This is a genomic window from Flavobacterium rhizophilum (assembly GCF_046000485.1).
In the GTDB taxonomy this organism is placed as follows: Bacteria; Bacteroidota; Bacteroidia; order Flavobacteriales; family Flavobacteriaceae; genus Flavobacterium; species Flavobacterium rhizophilum.
On sequence record NZ_JBELQB010000005.1, the window covers coordinates 106854 to 125737 of the forward strand.

General features: G+C 37.6%; 19 protein-coding genes. 13 read left to right on the plus strand and 6 right to left on the minus strand.

Annotated elements, in window-relative coordinates:
- Nucleotides 1-20 precede the first annotated feature (20 nt).
- Both ABS768_RS07725 and ABS768_RS07730 read right to left on the minus strand, forming a co-directional pair.
- Nucleotides 21-2504 carry a YfhO family protein gene (locus ABS768_RS07725; RefSeq protein WP_408074391.1) on the minus strand — a complete coding sequence of 828 codons (2484 nt, stop codon included), beginning with the start codon at nt 2502-2504 and terminating at the stop codon, nt 21-23.
- 149 nt (nt 2505-2653) lie between these two features.
- Entirely contained in the window at nt 2654-2935 is a 282-nt protein-coding gene (locus ABS768_RS07730; RefSeq protein ID WP_408074392.1) for a DUF4834 family protein, read from the minus strand.
- A 120-nt stretch (nt 2936-3055) separates the two neighbouring features.
- On the opposite strand from ABS768_RS07730, the gene ABS768_RS07735 reads away from it, so the two are divergent.
- Together ABS768_RS07735 and ABS768_RS07740 are read left to right on the plus strand one after the other, a co-directional pair.
- Nucleotides 3056-4036, plus strand: coding sequence for a transporter (locus ABS768_RS07735; RefSeq protein WP_408074393.1), 981 nt, complete (start codon nt 3056-3058; stop codon nt 4034-4036).
- Nucleotides 4037-4047: 11 nt separating this feature from the next.
- Nucleotides 4048-5166, plus strand: coding sequence for a GTP cyclohydrolase (locus ABS768_RS07740; protein ID WP_408074394.1), 1119 nt, complete (start codon nt 4048-4050; stop codon nt 5164-5166).
- A 46-nt stretch (nt 5167-5212) separates the two neighbouring features.
- Here the strand turns inward: ABS768_RS07740 and ABS768_RS07745 are convergent, their stop codons facing one another.
- Nucleotides 5213-6478, minus strand: coding sequence for an aminotransferase class I/II-fold pyridoxal phosphate-dependent enzyme (locus ABS768_RS07745; RefSeq protein ID WP_408074395.1), 1266 nt, complete (start codon nt 6476-6478; stop codon nt 5213-5215).
- A gap of 174 nt (nt 6479-6652) precedes the next feature.
- Here ABS768_RS07745 and ABS768_RS07750 point away from each other — a divergent pair, with 174 nt between their 5' ends.
- From ABS768_RS07750 to ABS768_RS07775, 6 genes are all read left to right on the plus strand, one after another.
- Nucleotides 6653-6991: a TM2 domain-containing protein gene (locus tag ABS768_RS07750; protein WP_408074396.1), complete on the plus strand. Its 339-nt coding sequence runs from the start codon at nt 6653-6655 to the stop codon at nt 6989-6991.
- Between the two features lie 4 nt (nt 6992-6995).
- Nucleotides 6996-7403 (plus strand): DUF2752 domain-containing protein, encoded by a 408-nt coding sequence (locus ABS768_RS07755; protein WP_408074397.1) that lies wholly within the window; start codon nt 6996-6998, stop codon nt 7401-7403.
- Nucleotides 7400-7909 (plus strand): DUF4870 domain-containing protein, encoded by a 510-nt coding sequence (locus tag ABS768_RS07760; protein WP_408074398.1) that lies wholly within the window; start codon nt 7400-7402, stop codon nt 7907-7909. The genes ABS768_RS07755 and ABS768_RS07760 overlap by 4 nt, the downstream gene beginning before the upstream one ends.
- Before the next feature lie 3 nt (nt 7910-7912).
- A complete protein-coding gene (locus ABS768_RS07765; RefSeq protein WP_408074399.1) occupies nt 7913-8485 on the plus strand; it encodes a non-canonical purine NTP diphosphatase in 573 nt (190 codons plus the stop codon).
- A 99-nt stretch (nt 8486-8584) separates the two neighbouring features.
- Nucleotides 8585-10366, plus strand: coding sequence for a DEAD/DEAH box helicase (locus tag ABS768_RS07770; protein ID WP_408074400.1), 1782 nt, complete (start codon nt 8585-8587; stop codon nt 10364-10366).
- 75 nt (nt 10367-10441) lie between these two features.
- Nucleotides 10442-11218 (plus strand): carboxypeptidase-like regulatory domain-containing protein, encoded by a 777-nt coding sequence (locus ABS768_RS07775; protein WP_408074401.1) that lies wholly within the window; start codon nt 10442-10444, stop codon nt 11216-11218.
- A gap of 2 nt (nt 11219-11220) precedes the next feature.
- On the opposite strand, the gene ABS768_RS07780 is transcribed toward ABS768_RS07775, so the two are convergent.
- Entirely contained in the window at nt 11221-11886 is a 666-nt protein-coding gene (locus ABS768_RS07780; RefSeq protein ID WP_408074402.1) for a TrmH family RNA methyltransferase, read from the minus strand.
- 63 nt (nt 11887-11949) lie between these two features.
- On the opposite strand from ABS768_RS07780, the gene ABS768_RS07785 reads away from it, so the two are divergent.
- Genes ABS768_RS07785 through ABS768_RS07795 form a run of 3 tightly spaced genes read left to right on the plus strand, consistent with a single transcriptional unit; the run spans nt 11950 to nt 13961 of the window.
- A complete protein-coding gene (locus tag ABS768_RS07785; RefSeq protein WP_408074403.1) occupies nt 11950-12480 on the plus strand; it encodes an RNA polymerase sigma factor in 531 nt (176 codons plus the stop codon).
- The gene (locus tag ABS768_RS07790; protein ID WP_408074404.1) at nt 12480-13271 is read left to right on the plus strand and encodes an anti-sigma factor; all 792 of its coding nucleotides are present in this window, start codon (nt 12480-12482) and stop codon (nt 13269-13271) included. Before ABS768_RS07785 ends, ABS768_RS07790 begins: the two co-directional genes overlap by 1 nt.
- Nucleotides 13272-13961 (plus strand): SIR2 family NAD-dependent protein deacylase, encoded by a 690-nt coding sequence (locus tag ABS768_RS07795; protein WP_408074405.1) that lies wholly within the window; start codon nt 13272-13274, stop codon nt 13959-13961.
- Nucleotide 13962: 1 nt separating this feature from the next.
- On the opposite strand, the gene ABS768_RS07800 is transcribed toward ABS768_RS07795, so the two are convergent.
- Together ABS768_RS07800 and ABS768_RS07805 are read right to left on the minus strand one after the other, a co-directional pair.
- A complete protein-coding gene (locus tag ABS768_RS07800; protein WP_408074406.1) occupies nt 13963-14409 on the minus strand; it encodes a TlpA family protein disulfide reductase in 447 nt (148 codons plus the stop codon).
- A gap of 18 nt (nt 14410-14427) precedes the next feature.
- Nucleotides 14428-16767 carry a TonB-dependent receptor domain-containing protein gene (locus ABS768_RS07805; RefSeq protein ID WP_408074407.1) on the minus strand — a complete coding sequence of 780 codons (2340 nt, stop codon included), beginning with the start codon at nt 16765-16767 and terminating at the stop codon, nt 14428-14430.
- A 146-nt stretch (nt 16768-16913) separates the two neighbouring features.
- On the opposite strand from ABS768_RS07805, the gene purB reads away from it, so the two are divergent.
- Both purB and ABS768_RS07815 read left to right on the plus strand, forming a co-directional pair.
- Complete coding sequence (purB, locus tag ABS768_RS07810) at nt 16914-18266, plus strand: adenylosuccinate lyase (protein ID WP_408074408.1); 1353 nt, start codon at nt 16914-16916, stop codon at nt 18264-18266.
- 15 nt (nt 18267-18281) lie between these two features.
- Nucleotides 18282-18884 (plus strand): NAD(P)H-dependent oxidoreductase, encoded by a 603-nt coding sequence (locus ABS768_RS07815; protein WP_408074409.1) that lies wholly within the window; start codon nt 18282-18284, stop codon nt 18882-18884.

Below are 18884 nucleotides of genomic sequence, written 5' to 3' on the forward strand. Positions count from 1 at the left end.
AATCTCAAAACCTTATTATATTATTCTGTATCCTCGTTCTTCTTTTTAGTACCAAAGTATATACCTGCTGCCAGTAATACCAGCATGAGTATAAAACTGATAAGTGTAATAGTACTACCCTTTTTCACTACCTGTGGCTCAAACTTAAACTCAACGGTATGTTTACCTGCAGGTATTTGCATAGCCCTTAAAACATAGTCGGCCTGGAAATGTGGCTGTTCTTTACCATCAATAGTTGCCACCCATCCTTGAGGATAGTATATTTCAGAGAACACTGCCAGTCCGTCGTTAGCGTTTTCGGTTTTATATTTAATGTAATTAGGCTCTCTTTTAATCAATTTTATAATAGCAGTGCTATCAGTAGCAAAAGTGGTTTTAGAAACTGCCTCAGGGAATTTACCCACATTAACTACAGCTACATTTTTGGTATCAAGGCTATCCAGAGCCTTTATTTCCTCATCTGCCGAATTCACTTTCTTAACCGATTTTACAAACCATCCGCTTCCGTTAGCAAACGGGTTCTCAACAGGTATGTCCTGATTATCGTTAGACTGCAGTAAAACATACTTTACATTAAGCATGTTTAATACCGGTAACGACTGTGTAAACGTCATTGTTTCCGGGTTTACCGACTTGAACAGTACACCCATATTATTCTCAACATTGTAAGTAAATAACTGGTCAGTACGTTGTGGTCTAACAGCACTGTACCCTCCTACCGACTCATGGAAATAAGACGTTCTTGCCTGTAACCTTCCGTATGGTTCATAAACCCTGTAACTGGAAGTATCTTTCATGATAAACTCATCGGCAGGGCTTGGCTGGAAAGGTCTGTCAACCTGACTTGCGCTTTTAAAGTTATCCTTATTTACATAGTTCTTATCTATAAAGAAAAGATCAAACACCATAAGTCCGCACACTACAAGCACCGTCACAAAGTCCGACAGTTTTTTATTTACAAACATCCAAAGCGCACCACCTGAAAGCAGTATCAGTATACCCGAACGTAATAAATCAGAGGTATACATCTCCTTACGTTGCTCAATAAGGGCTTTTACAAAGTCAGGTCCCATTTGCCCATACATCTGTCTAATCTGGTCGTCACTTCCACCCGTAAAATCAAAAGAACCTTTAAACAGGAATAAAAGTACTATTACCCCCAGTGCAGTTCCACCAGAAACATAAAGCGCTTTAAGCTGTTCTTGTTTTTCTGATTTAAAGAAAGACTGTAGCCCCATTATAGCCAGTACCGGGAAACACAGTTCCAGTATTATCTGTATAGATGATACCGCCCTAAACTTATCGTATAACGGAACATTATCTATAAAGAAGTTTGTTAGTGCGGGGAAGTTTTTACCCCACGACAGCAATAATGACAGAATCACACCTGCCAAAAAGGCATATTTTATTTTTCGTTTGTCTATAAACAGTCCTAATATGGCCAGGAAGAAGATAACAGCACCTATATATGCCGGAGCTTCCACTATAGGCTGGTCTCCCCAATAAGTAGGTGAATTTGCCGCAAATTCCCTAGCTTCAGCGTTAGATGCGCCAAGCCCAAGTATAAAGTTATACAAATGAGAATCCTCACCTACATCTTCTCTGGCACCGCCACCAAAAAGCCTTGGCGCTATAAGATCAAAACTCTCGGCAACACCATAGCTGTATTCGGTTATATAGCCATAATCCATTGACGATGTTGTTGTGTTTTCACTACCGTCAGGATTAAAAGTAAGTTCACTTTTACCCCTTATACTAAAATTGGTAAATTCGGAAGTAGCCATAAGGTTGGTAGCATTTGCACCCAGTGCCAGTATACCCGCTACAGCAAACACCCCTATTGCTTTACCAAGATGTTTAAAGTCTTTACTTTTTACAATTTCTATAATAAAGAAAATAGCCAGTACCAGTAACAATAGTAACAGATAATAGGTCATTTGGAAGTGGTTGGCATTAATCTCTAATGCTGCTGCCATCATGGTTAGTAACCCTCCTACAATATATCGCTTTTGGAACACCAGTATCACTCCTGCTACAACCATAGGCATATAGGCAATAGCATGGGCTTTGGCATTATGCCCTACCCCGAGTATGATAATAAGATAGGTGGAGAGACCAAAGGCAAGTGCCCCGAAAAAAGCTTTTAACGGACTCACCCTCAAGGCCATCATGAGTATATAAAAACCTATAAAATACAGGAACAGATAATCGGCAGGACGGGGTAAAAAGCGTAAAACGCTGTCTATCTTTTTAATGTAATTATGCGGATAGTTTGCCCCCATTTGGTAAGTAGGCATCCCGCCAAAAGCACTGTTTGTCCAGTAAGGTTCGTCGCCCGTTTCCTTCCTGAAATCGTTTTGCTCTTTTGCCATTCCGGTATATTGGGCAATATCAGACTGGTATATTTTTTTACCCTGTAGTACCGGATAAAAATAAACTAATGAAACAAGAACAAAACCCAGAACAGCAAGCAGGTGCGGATAATACTTACTTATATTTTTCATATGCCTTTTTATTGATTTTTATTTCCCGTTAAGGAATTATTAAACGGCGTGAAGATACTTATTTTCGCTAAAAATACAGTTATAAGTATTCAATTAATAAAAAGGCCGGAAATAAAAAATCCTTCCGCAGGGAAGGATTACCGTATCATTTAATCAAGTTCTTCAAAATCAATATACTCGCCTACTTTTTTCTTTTCTTCAGGCATCTGTTTAGTGCTTTGCTGCTGGCTTTGCGACTGATATTGCTGTTGTTGCGCCTGTTGATTGTATTGCTGATTCATATTATTGAAATTCTGTTCAGCTTTCTTTACCATTTGCTGTATTAGCATTGGAGCAAACAGCCTCATTAAAAACCTAAAAAGGTAATAAACAGCAATTATAATTAATATTGTTCTTATAAAACCGGTGAAACTTGCAGTAACCATTGTCATTTTAATTTTCTCAAATTTACGGAATCTCTTCCTTAAAAATAAATAGGCACACTAAAATATAATAAAATATACTACATTTGAAAAAGTGTAATACATTACGTTCAATAAACGAGCCAAACCATGAATTTCATTAAAAAAATTTTTCCGCTTGCCTTACTGTTAACCTCTGCATGTCTTCATGCACAATATACCGACCAAATCAATTCAAACCGACCTGGAGAGTCAATGTCGGGCTTTGCTGTGGGTAAAACTATCTTTCAGGTAGAAACAGGAATATACGGCATTTGGGAAGATCATGATATTTTAGACTACGATGCAAAAGGTACCGGCCTTGACCTGCAAATACGGTATGGTGCCTTTTTAGAGGAACTGGAATTTGTGCTTGATGCACAGTATCAGTTTGACTGGTATGACAATGCCCTGCAAACCTACACACGTAATGACTTCAGGCAGTTTACAATAGGTGCAAAATACCTTATTTATGACCCGGACAAAAACTACAACCCCGAACCAAACTTATACAGCTGGAAAGCCAATCATAAATTCAAATGGAGAAACCTTATCCCTGCCGTGGCGGTTTACGGAGGTGTTAACCTTGTAGGCGGTAAAAGCGTTTATACTTTCCCTCAGGACGAGGTTAGTCCTAAACTTATGGCTATTACCCACCATCACTTTGGAAAATGGGTTTGGGTTAACAACATTATTGCCGATAAAATCACGACAGAATACCCAAGCTATGGCTGGATATCTACCCTTACACACGGATTTAATGACAAATGGTCAGCTTTTGGAGAGTTTCAGGGATACGACAGCGACTATTATGCCGATGCTATTTTTAGGCTGGGTGCTGCCCACCTGCTAAACGATACTATGCAAATAGATGCTTCCATAAGCAAGAACTTTAAAGACACTCCATTCCTACTTTACGGAGGCGTAGGATTCTCTTGGCGATTTGATGCCGATTATAACGACATACTGCTTCCGGGCAAAGCTCAATATGAAGAAGAGAAAAGCAAAGAGGAAGAGAAAAAAGAAAAGAAAAAGAACAAAAAGGATAAAAAGAAAGACCGTCTTGACGATTTTGAAACCGGAGAAGACTAATATCACAATTAATGATTACGATTAAAGAAGCTAAAACAAAAAGCGAATTAAAAGATTTTATTAAGTTCTCTTTTGAGTTATATAAAGACAACCCTTACTGGGTACCGCCTATAATATCAGAAGAACTTGAAAGTTTTGATAAAACCAAAAACCCTGCTTTCGAAAATGCCGAGGCTAAATTTTACCTAGCCTATAAAAACGGTAAGATTGTAGGTAAAACTGCCGCCATAATAAACTGGCAGGAAGTAAACCAGCAAGAAAAACGAAAAGTACGCTTTGGCTGGTTTGATGTTATAGACGATATAGAGGTTTCTAAAGCACTTTTGGAAAAAGTATATGAATACGGCCGCGAACATAATTTAGAGTATGTAGAAGGGCCTATGGGATTCTCAAATCTTGACAAAGTAGGTGTACTTACCGAAGGCTTTGACCAGATAGGCACCATGATTACATGGTACAACCATCCGTACTATATGGAACATTTTGAGAAGCTTGGCTTTACTATTGAAAAAGAGTATCGTGAGAGCACCTTTACAATGAATAATGTAGACCCTGCACATTTCCAAAAGGCCAGCCAACTGATTAAACGCAGGTACGGATTAAAAGCAGTAAACTTTAGCTCTACCAAAGAGGTTATGCCTTACGTAGATAAAATGTTTGAGCTGTTTAATGCTACTTATTCAAAACTAGCTTCATTTGTTGCAATAAGCGATGTACAAATTGAGTATTTTAAAAAGAAATACATCAGTTTTATCAATCCGGAGTATATTAAGTTTATTATGGATAAGGACGATAACATGATAGCCTTTACCATAGTAATGCCTTCGTTCTCTGAAGCGCTTATTAAAGCAAAAGGAAAACTATTCCCGTTTGGATTTATCCACCTGCTGAGAGCCCGAAAGAAAAGTAAGGATGTTGTTTTTTATCTTATAGGTATTGACCCTGAATATCAAAATAAGGGAGTCACCGCTATTATTTTTGAGGAATTCCATAAGGTATTTACCAAAAACAACATTGTAAACTGTATTAGAACTCCAGAGCTTGAGGAAAACCACGCCATGAACAATTTATGGAAAAACTTTGACCCTAAAATTCACAAGCGTAGAAAAACATATAAAAAAGACCTATAAAAAAAGCCTCCTTAAAGGAGGCTTTTCTATTTATGCTTTAAGACAATTACTCGGCAGAAACATCAACTGTAGTCTGCTCTGCAATTTTCTTATAAGTACCGTTTAAAAGTTTTTCACGAATCGCTTCATAAGCGCTAAGTGTAATATTAATATCCTCCATTGTGTGGGTAGCGGTAGGAATCATCCTTAAAAGGATAATACCTTTAGGAATTACAGGATACACAACAATAGAAAGGAAAATACCATAGTTTTCACGCAGGTCATTTACCATAACCATTGCCTCTGGAATACTACCTTCAAGGTAAACCGGAGTTACACAGGTGTTAGTATCACCAATATTAAATCCACGCTCTTTAAGTCCGTTTTGAAGTGCATTTACATTCTCCCAAAGTTTATCTTTAAGCTGAGGGGTAGTTCTTAGTAAATCAAGACGTTTTAACGCACCTTTCACTAAAATCATTGGTAATGATTTAGCAAACATTTGCGAACGCAGGTTATATTTAAGGAAATCAATTACATCTTTATCAGCAGCAACAAAAGCACCAATACTTGCCATAGACTTAGCGAAAGTAGAGAAGTAAACATCAATACCATCCTGGCATTCCTGCTCCTCACCTGCTCCGGCACCTGTTTTACCAAGTGTACCAAAACCATGTGCATCATCTACTAATAACCTAAAGTTATATTTATCTTTTAAGGCAACTATTTCTTTTAGTTTACCCTGCTGACCTCTCATACCAAAAACACCTTCGGTAATTACAAGAATACCTCCACCGGTGGTTTCAGCCATATTTGTAGCACGCTCAAGGTTTTTCTCTAAGCTTTCCACATCATTGTGCTTATAAGTAAAGCGTTTACCCATATGAAGGCGAACACCATCTATAATACATGCGTGAGAATCTACATCATATACAATAACATCATTTTTAGAAACAAGGGCATCAATAATAGATACCATACCCTGATAACCGAAGTTTAAAAGGTAAGCCGACTCTTTTTGTACAAAAGCAGCAAGTTCCTGCTCTAATTGCTCGTGTACAGATGTGTGTCCGGACATCATTCTTGCTCCCATAGGGTAAGCAGCACCATACTCAGCCGCAGCTTCTGCATCCGTTTTTCTTACTTCTGGGTGGTTTCCAAGTCCAAGGTAATCGTTTATGCTCCAGTTAATAACTTCCTTACCATGAAACATCATCCTGTTTGCCAAAGGACCTTCCAGTTTAGGGAATACATAATAACCTTCGGCCTGAGAAGCCCATTTACCTAAAGGGCCCTTATTTTTTTGTATTCTGTCAAATAAATCTTTTACCATGTCTTGAGAATTTGTGTTTTAAAAAACGCGTCAAAAGTAATTATTATATTGTTTCCGTCATAATTATTTTCAACAATACATGTAACAAATATAAGGCTAATAGTACTTATATGTTAAATAACATTCTATATTTGAATTTTAGAAATCAATTATAACCAAAACAAATCAATTATTATGGACACTCAAAAAGTAGACCTGTTTATGATGATAAACGGGAAATATTTTAAAGCAGAACATTTAAACTATATCAGAGAAAAACTGCTTGGTATAGACGAAACAAAATGGAACAGAATCATGGCTCTTGACTTTAAAGACCCTAACTCTATCATGCTTGTTTCATTAATAGGGCCCGGCGCTCTGGGCGTAGATCGATTTTTAATTGGAGAGACAGGCACTGGGGTTGCTAAACTACTTACCTGTGGAGGCCTTGGAATTTGGACTATTATTGACTGGTTTATTATTATGGATTTAACCAGAGATAAAAACATGGAAAAACTACAGGCATACCTGTAAAGTTATGAGCAGGAATAAGCTATACCTGGTTTTAATTCTCTTAATCACCGCAGGATATTGCTGGTTAGGATGGTCACTAACACAAACCACCCATAATATCAACTTTACCCCCTGTCCAATTAAAAATATAACAGGTATAGCTTGCCCATCCTGCGGAAGCACCCGTAGCGTATCTCAAATAATACAGGGTAACTTCGCAGATGCATTTATGCTCAACCCTTTCGGCTACATTATAGCTCTGGCTATGCTAATAGGCCCAATATGGTTATTATTTGATCTTATTTCAAAAAAAGACACCTTGCACAGAGGATATCATAAGTTTGAGCAAACACTAAAAATAAAATGGATAGCTATTGTTTTAATACTACTAACTTTAGCCAACTGGGCTTGGAATATTTATAAAGAACTATGAATAAACGCGAAACATACAAGGTTATACACCAAAACGAATATGAACAGGCAGCAAATAGCTACCTAATGACTGTGGTTGGCGTTATTGCAGGGTTACCCCTTCCTATTATAAACCTTATAGCTTCTTTTTGTTATTATCTGGCCAAGCATAAATCTTCCTATTTTATCCGCTGGCACTCTATACAGGCAATACTGGCACAGCTAGTACTTGTCCCTTTTAATAGTATAGCATGGGCATGGACCTTGGGTATCTTTTTAAAGTCGAGTCGATTAATTGCAGAGTACGGTCATGACGATCGAAATCACATATGGCCTTTATTTGAAGGTATAACTACACCATACCTCATTTACATGTTATTTATAGTTCTTTTTAATATCTTTGAATTCTTTGCCATAATCTACACTTCGATTAAAGTAAAAAAAGGAGAAAACGTACGCTGGTTTTTAATTGCCGGCATTACCGACCGCCTTTGTTCAAAAGAAAAAAGAGACATTTATAATATATAATACATGAAACTTGTTTTTGCTTCAAACAATAAGAATAAAATAGAAGAAATAAAACACCAGCTACCGGCAGATATAGAACTGTTAAGCCTTGAAGACATAGGCTGTACTGAAGATATCCCCGAAACAGCCGACACCATTGAAGGCAACGCCATACTGAAAGCCGACTATGTAACCCAAAAATACGGGTACAACTGTTTTGCGGATGATACAGGACTTGAAGTAGAAGCACTTAACGGCGAACCCGGAGTATATTCGGCCCGATATGCCGGAGAACAAAAGGATGCTAACGATAACATGGATAAACTACTTTTAAACCTTGAAGGAAAAAGCAACCGTAATGCCATGTTCAAAACCGTAATCACCTTAAACCTTAACGGAGAGCAACACTTGTTTACCGGAATCGTAAACGGTGTAATAACTACAAACAAGGCAGGAGACAAAGGTTTTGGCTACGATCCTATATTCAAACCTGAAGGTTTAGACCTTACTTTTGCCCAAATTTCTATGGACGAAAAAGCCAAACTTAGCCATCGTGGCAGGGCTGTACAGCAGCTAATTGCTTTTTTAAAAAAGTAACTTACTGATTTTCAATTTATTTAATTAAAACAAATCTGTTAAAGCTATTAGTTTATCTCGCTAATAAACAGTACCTTTGCAGCTATTTTAAAATTATATATGAATAAATTTGAACAATTAGGATTGAATGAATCGCTGCTGAGGGCGATAAACGATCTAGGATTTGAAAATCCGTCAGAGGTGCAGGAAAAGGCGATTCCCCTATTATTGGAAAAAGACACAGACATCGTTGCGTTAGCACAAACAGGTACAGGTAAAACTGCTGCCTTTGGTTTCCCGCTAATACAGAAGATTGATGCTGAAAACAAAAATACTCAGGCTTTAATATTATCTCCTACACGTGAACTTTGTTTGCAAATCACTAACGAGATAAAGTTATATTCTAAATACGTTAAAGGACTAAACACTGTTGCTGTATATGGCGGTGCCAGTATTACAGAACAGGCTAAGGAAATTAGGAGAGGTGCTCAAATTATTGTAGCTACCCCGGGTAGAATGCAGGACATGATTAACCGTGGCCTGGTAAACATATCTAAAATTGATTACTGTGTACTTGATGAAGCAGATGAAATGCTTAACATGGGATTCTATGACGATATCGTTTCTATTCTTTCTACATCTCCTACAGACAAAAGCACTTGGCTTTTCTCGGCTACCATGCCACAGGAAGTAGCACGTATTGCACGTGAGTTTATGAGAAAACCGCTTGAAATTACAGTAGGTCACAAAAACTCGGGTTCATCTACAGTATCACACGAATTTTACCTTGTAAATGCCCGTGATCGTTATGAAGCCCTAAAACGACTTGCAGATGCTAACCCTGATATTTTCTCGGTTGTATTCTGTCGTACAAAAAGGGATACTCAGGCTGTAGCCGAAAAACTTATCGAAAACGGATATAACGCTGCTGCACTTCACGGAGACCTTTCTCAGGCTCAACGTGATGCAGTAATGAAATCATTTAGAAACAGGCAAATACAAATGCTTGTTGCTACTGATGTAGCTGCAAGGGGTATTGACGTAGACAACGTAACTCACGTTATCAACTACCAGTTACCGGATGATATAGAAACTTACAACCACCGTAGTGGTCGTACAGGACGTGCAGGTAAACTGGGTACATCTATCGTTATTATCACTAAAAGCGAACTTCGTAAGATATCGGCTATTGAAAGAACTATCAAACAGAAGTTTGAAGAAAAATCTATCCCGTCGGGTATCGAGATTTGCGAAATACAGTTATTCCACTTAGCAAACAGAATTAAAGATGTTGAGATAGACCACGAAATAGACCCTTACCTTCCTGCTATTTATGAGGTAATGAAAGACCTTAGTAAAGAGGAACTTATCAAGAAAATGGTATCGGTAGAATTTAACAGGTTTATCAACTATTATAAAAAGAATAAAGATCTATCTACTCAAAAAGGTGGTGATAATCGTGACTTTACTCCAACAGGAGGTGCAGTTCGTTACTTTATCAACATAGGTTCACGCGACGATTTCGACTGGATGAGTCTTAAAGATTTCCTTCGTGACACACTTGGTTTAGGTCGTGATGATATCTTTAAAGTAGATGTTAAGGAAGGTTTCTCTTTCTTTAATACAGAAGCAGAACATGCCGAAACAGTTCTTGACACCTTTAACAGTATGCATCTTGAAGGCCGTAAGATAAATGTTGAGATCTCTAAAAATGATGGCGGAGGAAGACGCAGAGACCACAACGGAAGAAACAGCGGTGGCGGAAGCAACTTTAAGCGTAACTCACCTAGAGGCGGCGGAGACAGCAGAGATGGCAGAAACTCAAGAAGAGACGGATCAGCTCCCAGGAGAAAAGACGGCAAAAGCGCTCCAAGAGACAGAAAGCCGAGAAGAAGCAATTAATTTTTTTTAATATAATTGTATACTAACTACAAAATATCGCGTTTGTTTATTACTTTTACTTTACTAAAGCAAACAATGAGATATTTTGTAGTTATTTTATTTTTATTACTATCGTTCCCTTCTTTCGCACAAACCGAGAAGCAGGAAGATACCACCAGTGTAAGCGGTACTATAGTAAACGAGAGTAACCTGTTGCCTATTGAAAATGCAACGGTAATCAATATTAATACCGTTAAAGGTACAGTTACTGACAAACAAGGTCATTTTAATATAGCTGCAAAAACTAACGACACGCTGCATATTACCCTTATAGGCTACCAGCCTATTAAAGTACGTGTTACAAACGACTGGCTTAAAAACACTACCTCAACAAAAATACCACTAACGGAAAAGGCTTACGCACTAGAAGAAGTGGTTATTAACCAACATAACCTTACCGGTTATTTACAGGTAGACTCTAAACTTGTACCTGTTAAACAAAACTACCGTTACAGTATATCAGGACTAAATTATGGTTACGAGGGCGGACATACCTCCCCTAACGCCTTTAAAAAGATTATAAACTCTGTTTTCAACCCTGCAGATCTTCTTCATAACATATTTGGTAAAAAACCTAATGAGATGAAAAGGCTTAAGCAAATGAAAAAGGACGATACCGTTAGGAATTTGCTTGCCTCAAAATTTGACAGGGAAACACTGGCTGCCCTTTTAGGAGTAACAAAAGAAGATATTTCTGAAATACTTGAACAGTGCAACTATTCCGAAGAGTTTATACGAACAGCAAACGACCTCCAGATAATGGATGCTATTAGCGGCTGTTACGAAGAGTATAAAGCCATTAACAGGAAATAATATTATTCCTGCTCCAGGTATTTTTGGGTAATAAAATCAATATCCTTTATTGATTTCCTGCTCCAGTCAATCCTTTTATCTAATATTTCATCATCAGTAAGTTTCCAGTTGATATCAGATTTTCTTAACCTGTTGGTTATATTCTGAATTACAATTGCTGCCGAAGACGATATATTAAGGCTTTCGGTAAAACCTACCATAGGTATTTTTAAAAATCCGTCGGCTTTCTGCATTACTTCTTCAGATAATCCGTTTTTCTCAGTACCAAAAAATATAGCTGCAGGCTGTGTAATATCAAACTCATCCAGCATACAGGAGTTTTCATGAGGCGTGGTAGCTATAATCCGGTACCCCTTAGCTTTCAGGTTATCAATACACTCGGTCGCCGTAGCATAACGGTTAACATCTACCCATTTTTGTGCACCAAGAGCAATTTCCTTGTCTATACGTTTACCATACTTCTCCTCTATCACATTTAGCTCCTGCACACCAAAAACCTCACAGGTACGCATTACCGCACTGGTGTTGTGTAGCTGAAAAATATCTTCAATAGCAACCGTAAAATGTTTGGTACGCGTTTTCAGTATATTTAAAAACGTTTCTTTACGGTTTTCAGTAATAAACTCTTCTAAGTAATTAAGATAGTGGATATCTGAGGTATTTTTCATTATTTAGGTTAAATGTTAAAAATCTTTTAGTATTTTAGAAGTGCCAAATCCAAGAAATTATATATGACACAGGAAGAATTACTAGAGCAAATCTACAAAAAAGACAGCAAAGCATTCACGCTACTGTATGACATGTATTCCAAAAGCCTTTTTGGAGTTATATACAACCTTTTAAAAGACAAAGAAGAATCAGAGGATGTTTTACAGGACGTTTTTGTAAAAATCTGGAAAAATATCGATTCTTACAACGAAAGTAAAGGCCGTTTTTTTACCTGGATTCTTAATATAGCACGTAACGCAGCTATAGATAAATTAAGATCTAAGGGACATAATAACAGTTTAAAAAACCTCTCTGTCGACAATTTCGTAAATATTTTAGACCACAATACCTCGGTGACCAATAAAATTGACGCTATAGGTATCCGTGAGTTTGTAAAGAAACTAAAACCGGTGTGTGTACGCATTATCGACCTGCTTTTCTTTAGGGGATACACCCAACAGGAAGCTTCGGAAGAACTTGCCATTCCACTAGGCACGGTTAAAACACAAAACAGAAATTGTATTAGAGATTTAAGAACTATATTAGAGGTATAATGAACACAGAGTATATTGAATCAGGAATTTTAGAACTGTATGTCTTCGGGTTACTTTCGGAAGAAGAAAACCTGAAGGTGAAAGAGATGGCAGACAGCAATGAAGATGTAAGAGCAGAGATACTGTCTATAGAAAAAGCCGTTATTGATCTTTCATACAGTGTATCGCCCTATCTATCGGCAGAGGTGTATAATAAAATACGCCAGCAGCTTATTGAGAAACACGAAGGTGTTGTACAAATGCCACGAAAAAGCACTGGGTCTTACCTTGGGTGGGCTGCTGCTATTATACTGTTATTCGGACTTGGCTTCCAGTATTACCAGTACAATCAGGCTACAGAGGAAGTTCAGGCTACAAGAACAGAGCGTGATAAGTTTGAACAGATGCTTGCTAATGTAAGTGAAGAGAATACACAAAACGAAAAGGCACTTGCCATTATTCGTGACAAAAACAATAATGTAGTTTCTCTTGCAGGGCAAACCGCTGCCCCGGAAGCTTATGCTAAAGTATATTTAAACAACGAAGACAATAAAATTTATGTGGATATAGCCGGTTTACCGGAGCCTCCTAAAGACAAAGTATACCAGGTTTGGGCACTTAAATTGAAACCTCAACTTGACCCAACAAGTATTGGTGTTCTTGACGACAGCCAGAGAACTCAAAATAAAGGTATATTTGCTGTAGATAACTTTGAAGGTGCCGAGGCATTCGGTATTACACTTGAGCCTGCCGGTGGTAGCCCTTCGCCTACACTTGAACAATTATATACTTTAGGGGAAGTAAAATCATAAATGAAAAAAAAACTTGTTGTACTATCGGGTGCCGGTGTTAGTGCCGAAAGCGGAATAAAAACGTTTCGTGATGCAGGCGGCCTTTGGGAGGGTCATAATGTAATGGAAGTGGCTTCTCCCGAAGGCTGGCGCAAAAACCCTGCGCTGGTACTCGATTTTTACAACAAACGCCGACAGCAGCTTTTTGAGGTTGTCCCAAATAAGGCACATACCATAATTGCCGAACTTGAAAATCACTTTGATGTTACCGTTATTACCCAAAACGTAGACGACCTGCACGAACGTGCCGGAAGCACTAACGTTTTGCACCTGCATGGCGAACTCCTTAAAGCCCGCAGTGTAAATAACGAATTTGATATTGTTGAGTGTAACGGCGATATTAACGAAGGTGACCTGCATACCGACGGGCATCAGTTACGCCCGCACATAGTTTGGTTTGGAGAGGCAGTTCCAGCCATACCCGAAGCTATTAACATAGTAGAAAAAGCCGATTACCTGATTATAATAGGTACCTCTTTACAGGTGTACCCTGCCGCAGGACTTATAGATTACGCGAAACAAACTACCCCTATTTATTACATAGATCCTAATCCCGGTAGTATTCCAAGTAAGCATTACTACATTGAAAACATACAACTCACAGGATCTGAAGGAATGGAACTGGTCTATGAAAAGTTAAAAGCTATATAACCTACTCTTCCAGATACTTATTTATCACTTTGATAAGCTTACGACTGTACCCCGGAGCATGGGCACTTACCAGTTTTCCTTTTTTATCAATCACCATATAGCGTGGTATAGACATTACTTTATGCCCTTCCAGTACTTTAGCATCTTTAGCCTGAGAGATTAACAGGTTAATATCGTTTGCTATCCTTTCAGTTTCCATAGCTTTTACCCACTTATCATTTTCAGCATCCATAGAAATAAAAACATAAACCACATCTTTACCTTTAAGTTTTTCCTTAAACGAAGGCAGTTTTCTCATTTCACTACGACAGGGTTTACACCAGCTGGCCCAAAAATCTATCAGGATAACTTTTCCTTTATTTTCCTGTACAATCTCATCTAGCGACTTGGTTTGGCAAAAAGCGGTAAGCGAAGTAAAAATCAGTAAAAGAACAAACAACTTTTTCATAGCAAGGTAGTTTTATGGTTAATTGATTCGGTTGGTATTTTCATTTATATTCTTATCCTTATATTTTGAGTCTTTAAGTTTTCCGAAAACATAGCGCACAGAAAGTGAGACTTCCCTTCCGTCAAGAGTATAAATTGCGTTTGAATTAATACCGTTTATATTAACGCCTTCAGTAAACTTCAGTCCCCTGAAAATATCATTAAAACTAAAAGTCACATCCAGCCTGTTAAAAAAAGTTTTGTTTGCGGCAGCGTTCATAGTAAACACTGCATTTCTTTTAAACACTCCCGAACTACGCTCTGTAAATCCAAGTGCCGACACCATTACATTGTACCTTGAACTGAATTTAAGCATCTGGTTGGTATAGTAATACAAATAAGGGCTGGCATTACCTGCAACTGCCTTAACGTCTTTTATATCGTTATACATCATACTAAGCGTATTAACAGAACTCCACATTTTATATGAAACAGGTATGGTTAACTCCAAATTAAACCCCAGTTCTTTTTCATAATTAACAGAACTGAAATTGATAATATCATCTGTTTCATCATATACATACCCAAAATAAACAGGATCTTTAATCGTAAAAAGATTAAGACTAATTGATTTATCTCCTCGTTGATAGCCTAATGAAATTTCATCGGTAATTGTAGGGTTAAGATTAAGGTTTCTGGAAAAAACAACATAAGGATTAGTATATATTGATGTTTGACTGGTAGACGAATAATTAGGTCTGGCTATACTCTTAGCATAATTAAGAGAAACACTGTTAAGGCTGTCTAAAGGAAAACTTATCTGTGCCTTCGGGAATAAGTTAGTGTAATTCCTGTCTACAGCCGGAGAATCTTCACCACTAAACTTTCCTGTTACATCTGTATTTTCTGCCCTTACACCTACCTGATAGGAAATATTTTTTACAGTACCTGAGGCCTGTGTATAGGCAGCCGAATTATTTTCCTTATACAAATACACACTGTAAGGATTATCATTAGTAACATAATCGGTTACATTAAAATCAGTCGATGCATCAGCAGAGAGGTATAAAAGTCCGGCTTCCAGATTAATTTCCGGTATAAGCTGTTTTTCAAAATCAACTCTTCCTGTAGCAACCTTAACATCAAACTGCTGATTTCTTTGTTGGGACAGGTCAAATTGAGTATCGTTAAAATTATTACGGATTACACTTTCTGATTTTTGCATATAACTAGAGTATTGGAATCCGGCAAACAAATTAGCATCAATGCTTTTCAGTTTATTATTATACCCTAAATAAGCGTTTACAAAATCTCTGGTTTCATCGTTATTATTAAGGGTTACTACACTATTTGGATCAGCCTGATCCAGCGTAAAAGTGTTTGCAGTATTGGTATCCTTATCCTTTTGTAATTTTCCGTTTACGTTAAGCGACAGGTAATCATCTTCATTAATTTCATAATAAAGTCCTGCGCCTATTATAAACTGCCTGCGTTTTGTAAATGAATTTGCATTAAAAGCCGACTCCCATTGGTTTTCTTCCAGCTCAAAAGTATTACCGAGCCCCTCCCACGGATTGAGTTGGTTGTAATTTATATTACCGCGCAATTCTAAATTTCCGCTCTTGTAACTTGGATTTACACCCAGGTAATTATTAAAACGTTTTTTTAATGAGGCTGTTTCTGTAACTACAGTTTCAAACCGGTCTCGTTTATTTTTTATTCTTGTTATCAATATTAAAGCCCTTCCTTCAGCTTCATATTTTGATGACGGATTTTTTATAATTTCAACACTTTCAATCTCGGCTACCGAAAGAGCATTCAAATCGTTTATTGTTGCCTTTTGTTTATCAATATAAATCAAAGCGTTACCCCTGCCTACTACACTTACAGCCTCTTTGTCATTAGAAATTAGTACACCCGGAAGTTTCTGTAATAAATCTAAAGGGTTAGGTATTGTTTCAAAAACAGATCCCTTAATAGCAACTTTAGTATTACCGTTTTTGGTTATAAATGTTTTTTTACTTCCGGTAACCACCACTTCATCAAGATTGTACTGAGATGATCTATTCAAAACCAAATCAAGGGTTTCGTCTTTATTCAGTGTAATTTCTCTAAACAAATCATCATACCCTAAACTTACAACCTGCAAGGTATAATCGCCTTTGGCAATAGATTTCAAAATAAAATTCCCTTCAGTTATAAGCTCTGATTTTATAACGGTATTATTGGTTTTGGAAATCAATAAAATTTCCCCTTCAGGAATTTTCACCTTGTTACTATCCTGCACAGTCCCTTTAATAATATACCCCTGTTGGGCAAATAGGTTTGTCGTAATAAAAATAAAAAGCAGTATTAAAAATTCAGGCGTAAGGCGTTTCATTAAAAGAGAATAATTTTAAAGTTCCAAATATAACCAGTATGTAGTTGTTTTAGTATAAAAACAACCCATTTAATTGTTTTTGTGCCTTCTTTAATTGCCTGTAAAAGTTTATCTTTGCGGCTATACGTATTTTTAAACAACAAACAATGCAAAGTTTATCTGAACTGAATGCCATTTCCCCAATAGACGGGAGATATAGGAGTAAAACCGTATCGTTATCAGGATATTTTTCTGAAGAAGCACTTATAAAATACAGGGTGCTTGTAGAAATTGAGTATTTCATAGCATTATGCGAATTGCCACTACCTCAGCTACAGGGTGTAGACAAAGCTGTGTTTGAGCCGCTTCGTGATCTTTACAGAAACTTCTCGGCACAGGATGCACTACAGGTAAAAGAAATAGAAAAAACAACCAACCACGATGTAAAAGCGGTTGAGTACTTTATAAAATCGGCTTTTGATAAGCTTGGACTTGAGCAGTACAAAGAGTTTATTCACTTTGGTTTAACTTCTCAGGATATTAACAACACTGCAATCCCTCTTTCAACTAAAGAGGCTTTTGAAGATGTGTATATGCCAACGCTTATTAAAGTAATCTCTAAACTTAAGGAGCTTACTAAAGAGTGGGCAGATGTGCCTATGCTTGCCCGTACTCACGGACAACCGGCATCTCCTACCCGTTTAGGGAAAGAGATACACGTTTTTGTAGAAAGGCTTGAAGAGCAGTTACGCTTACTTTTCAACGTGCCTTTTGCTGCCAAGTTTGGTGGGGCTACAGGTAACTTTAATGCTCACTTTGTTGCTTATCCGCAAAACGACTGGAGAAAATTCGGACTTGATTTTGTTGAGGGAACACTAGGGTTAAAGCACTCTTTCCCAACTACACAAATTGAACACTACGATCACTTTGCTGCATTTTTTGATGCTTTAAAACGTATCAATAACATCATTATAGACCTTGACAGAGACATCTGGACTTATGTGTCTATGGATTACTTTAAGCAAAAAATCAAAGCCGGAGAGGTTGGCTCTTCTGCAATGCCACACAAAGTAAACCCTATTGATTTTGAAAACTCTGAAGGTAACTTAGGTATCGCTAATGCTATATTTGAGCACCTTTCGGCAAAACTACCTATATCAAGACTGCAAAGAGACTTAACAGACAGTACTGTATTAAGAAACATAGGCGTACCTGTAGGACACACCCTTATTGCATTTGAGGCTACTCTTAAAGGACTTAACAAACTGCTTTTAAATGCGGATAAGTTTGAGCAGGACCTTGAGAAAAACTGGGCTGTTGTGGCAGAGGCTATCCAAACGATATTACGCCGTGAAGGCTACCCTAATCCTTATGAAGCACTTAAAGAGCTTACAAGAACAAACCATGTTATCAATAAAGATTCTATACATGCCTTTATAGGAACACTTAACGTTTCAGACAGCGTTAAAGCGGAGTTAATGAATATTACTCCTTCCAATTATTTAGGTATATTACCATAAATAAGAATATAATGTATGCCCAACAAGATACTCATTCTATTTGCACACCCGCTGTTCGAGAAATCGAATGTGAATGACGTACTTGTAAAACACATTCCGGATAGTCCTAATATCACGTTTCACGACCTGTACCAGGAATATCCGGAATTTGATGTTGATATGCAGCGTGAACAGGAACTGCTTTTACTACACGACATCATTATATGGCATCACCCTATGTACTGGTATAGCTGCCCTCCCCTTTTAAAACAATGGATAGACATTGTACTGGAACACGGCTGGGCTTATGGTAAGGAAGGTAAAGCCCTAAAAGGCAAACTGCTGTTACAAACCATTACAACCGGCGGACGTAAAGAAAACTACAGCTCTACAGGGCGCGACCGCTTCACAATACAACAACTTTTAGAACCCTTTAATCAAACTGCAAAAGTTTGTAATATGACCTACCTACCTCCGTTTGTAGTTCATGGCACACACTCCATGACTTCGGAAGGATATATAGAGAACGGAAAACTCTACAGGCAAATTCTGGAATATCTGGAAAACAAAACTATTACACCTGAAGATCTATCCGGCTACCAGTATTTTAACGATTGGGTTAAAACTAAATTAGGCTAA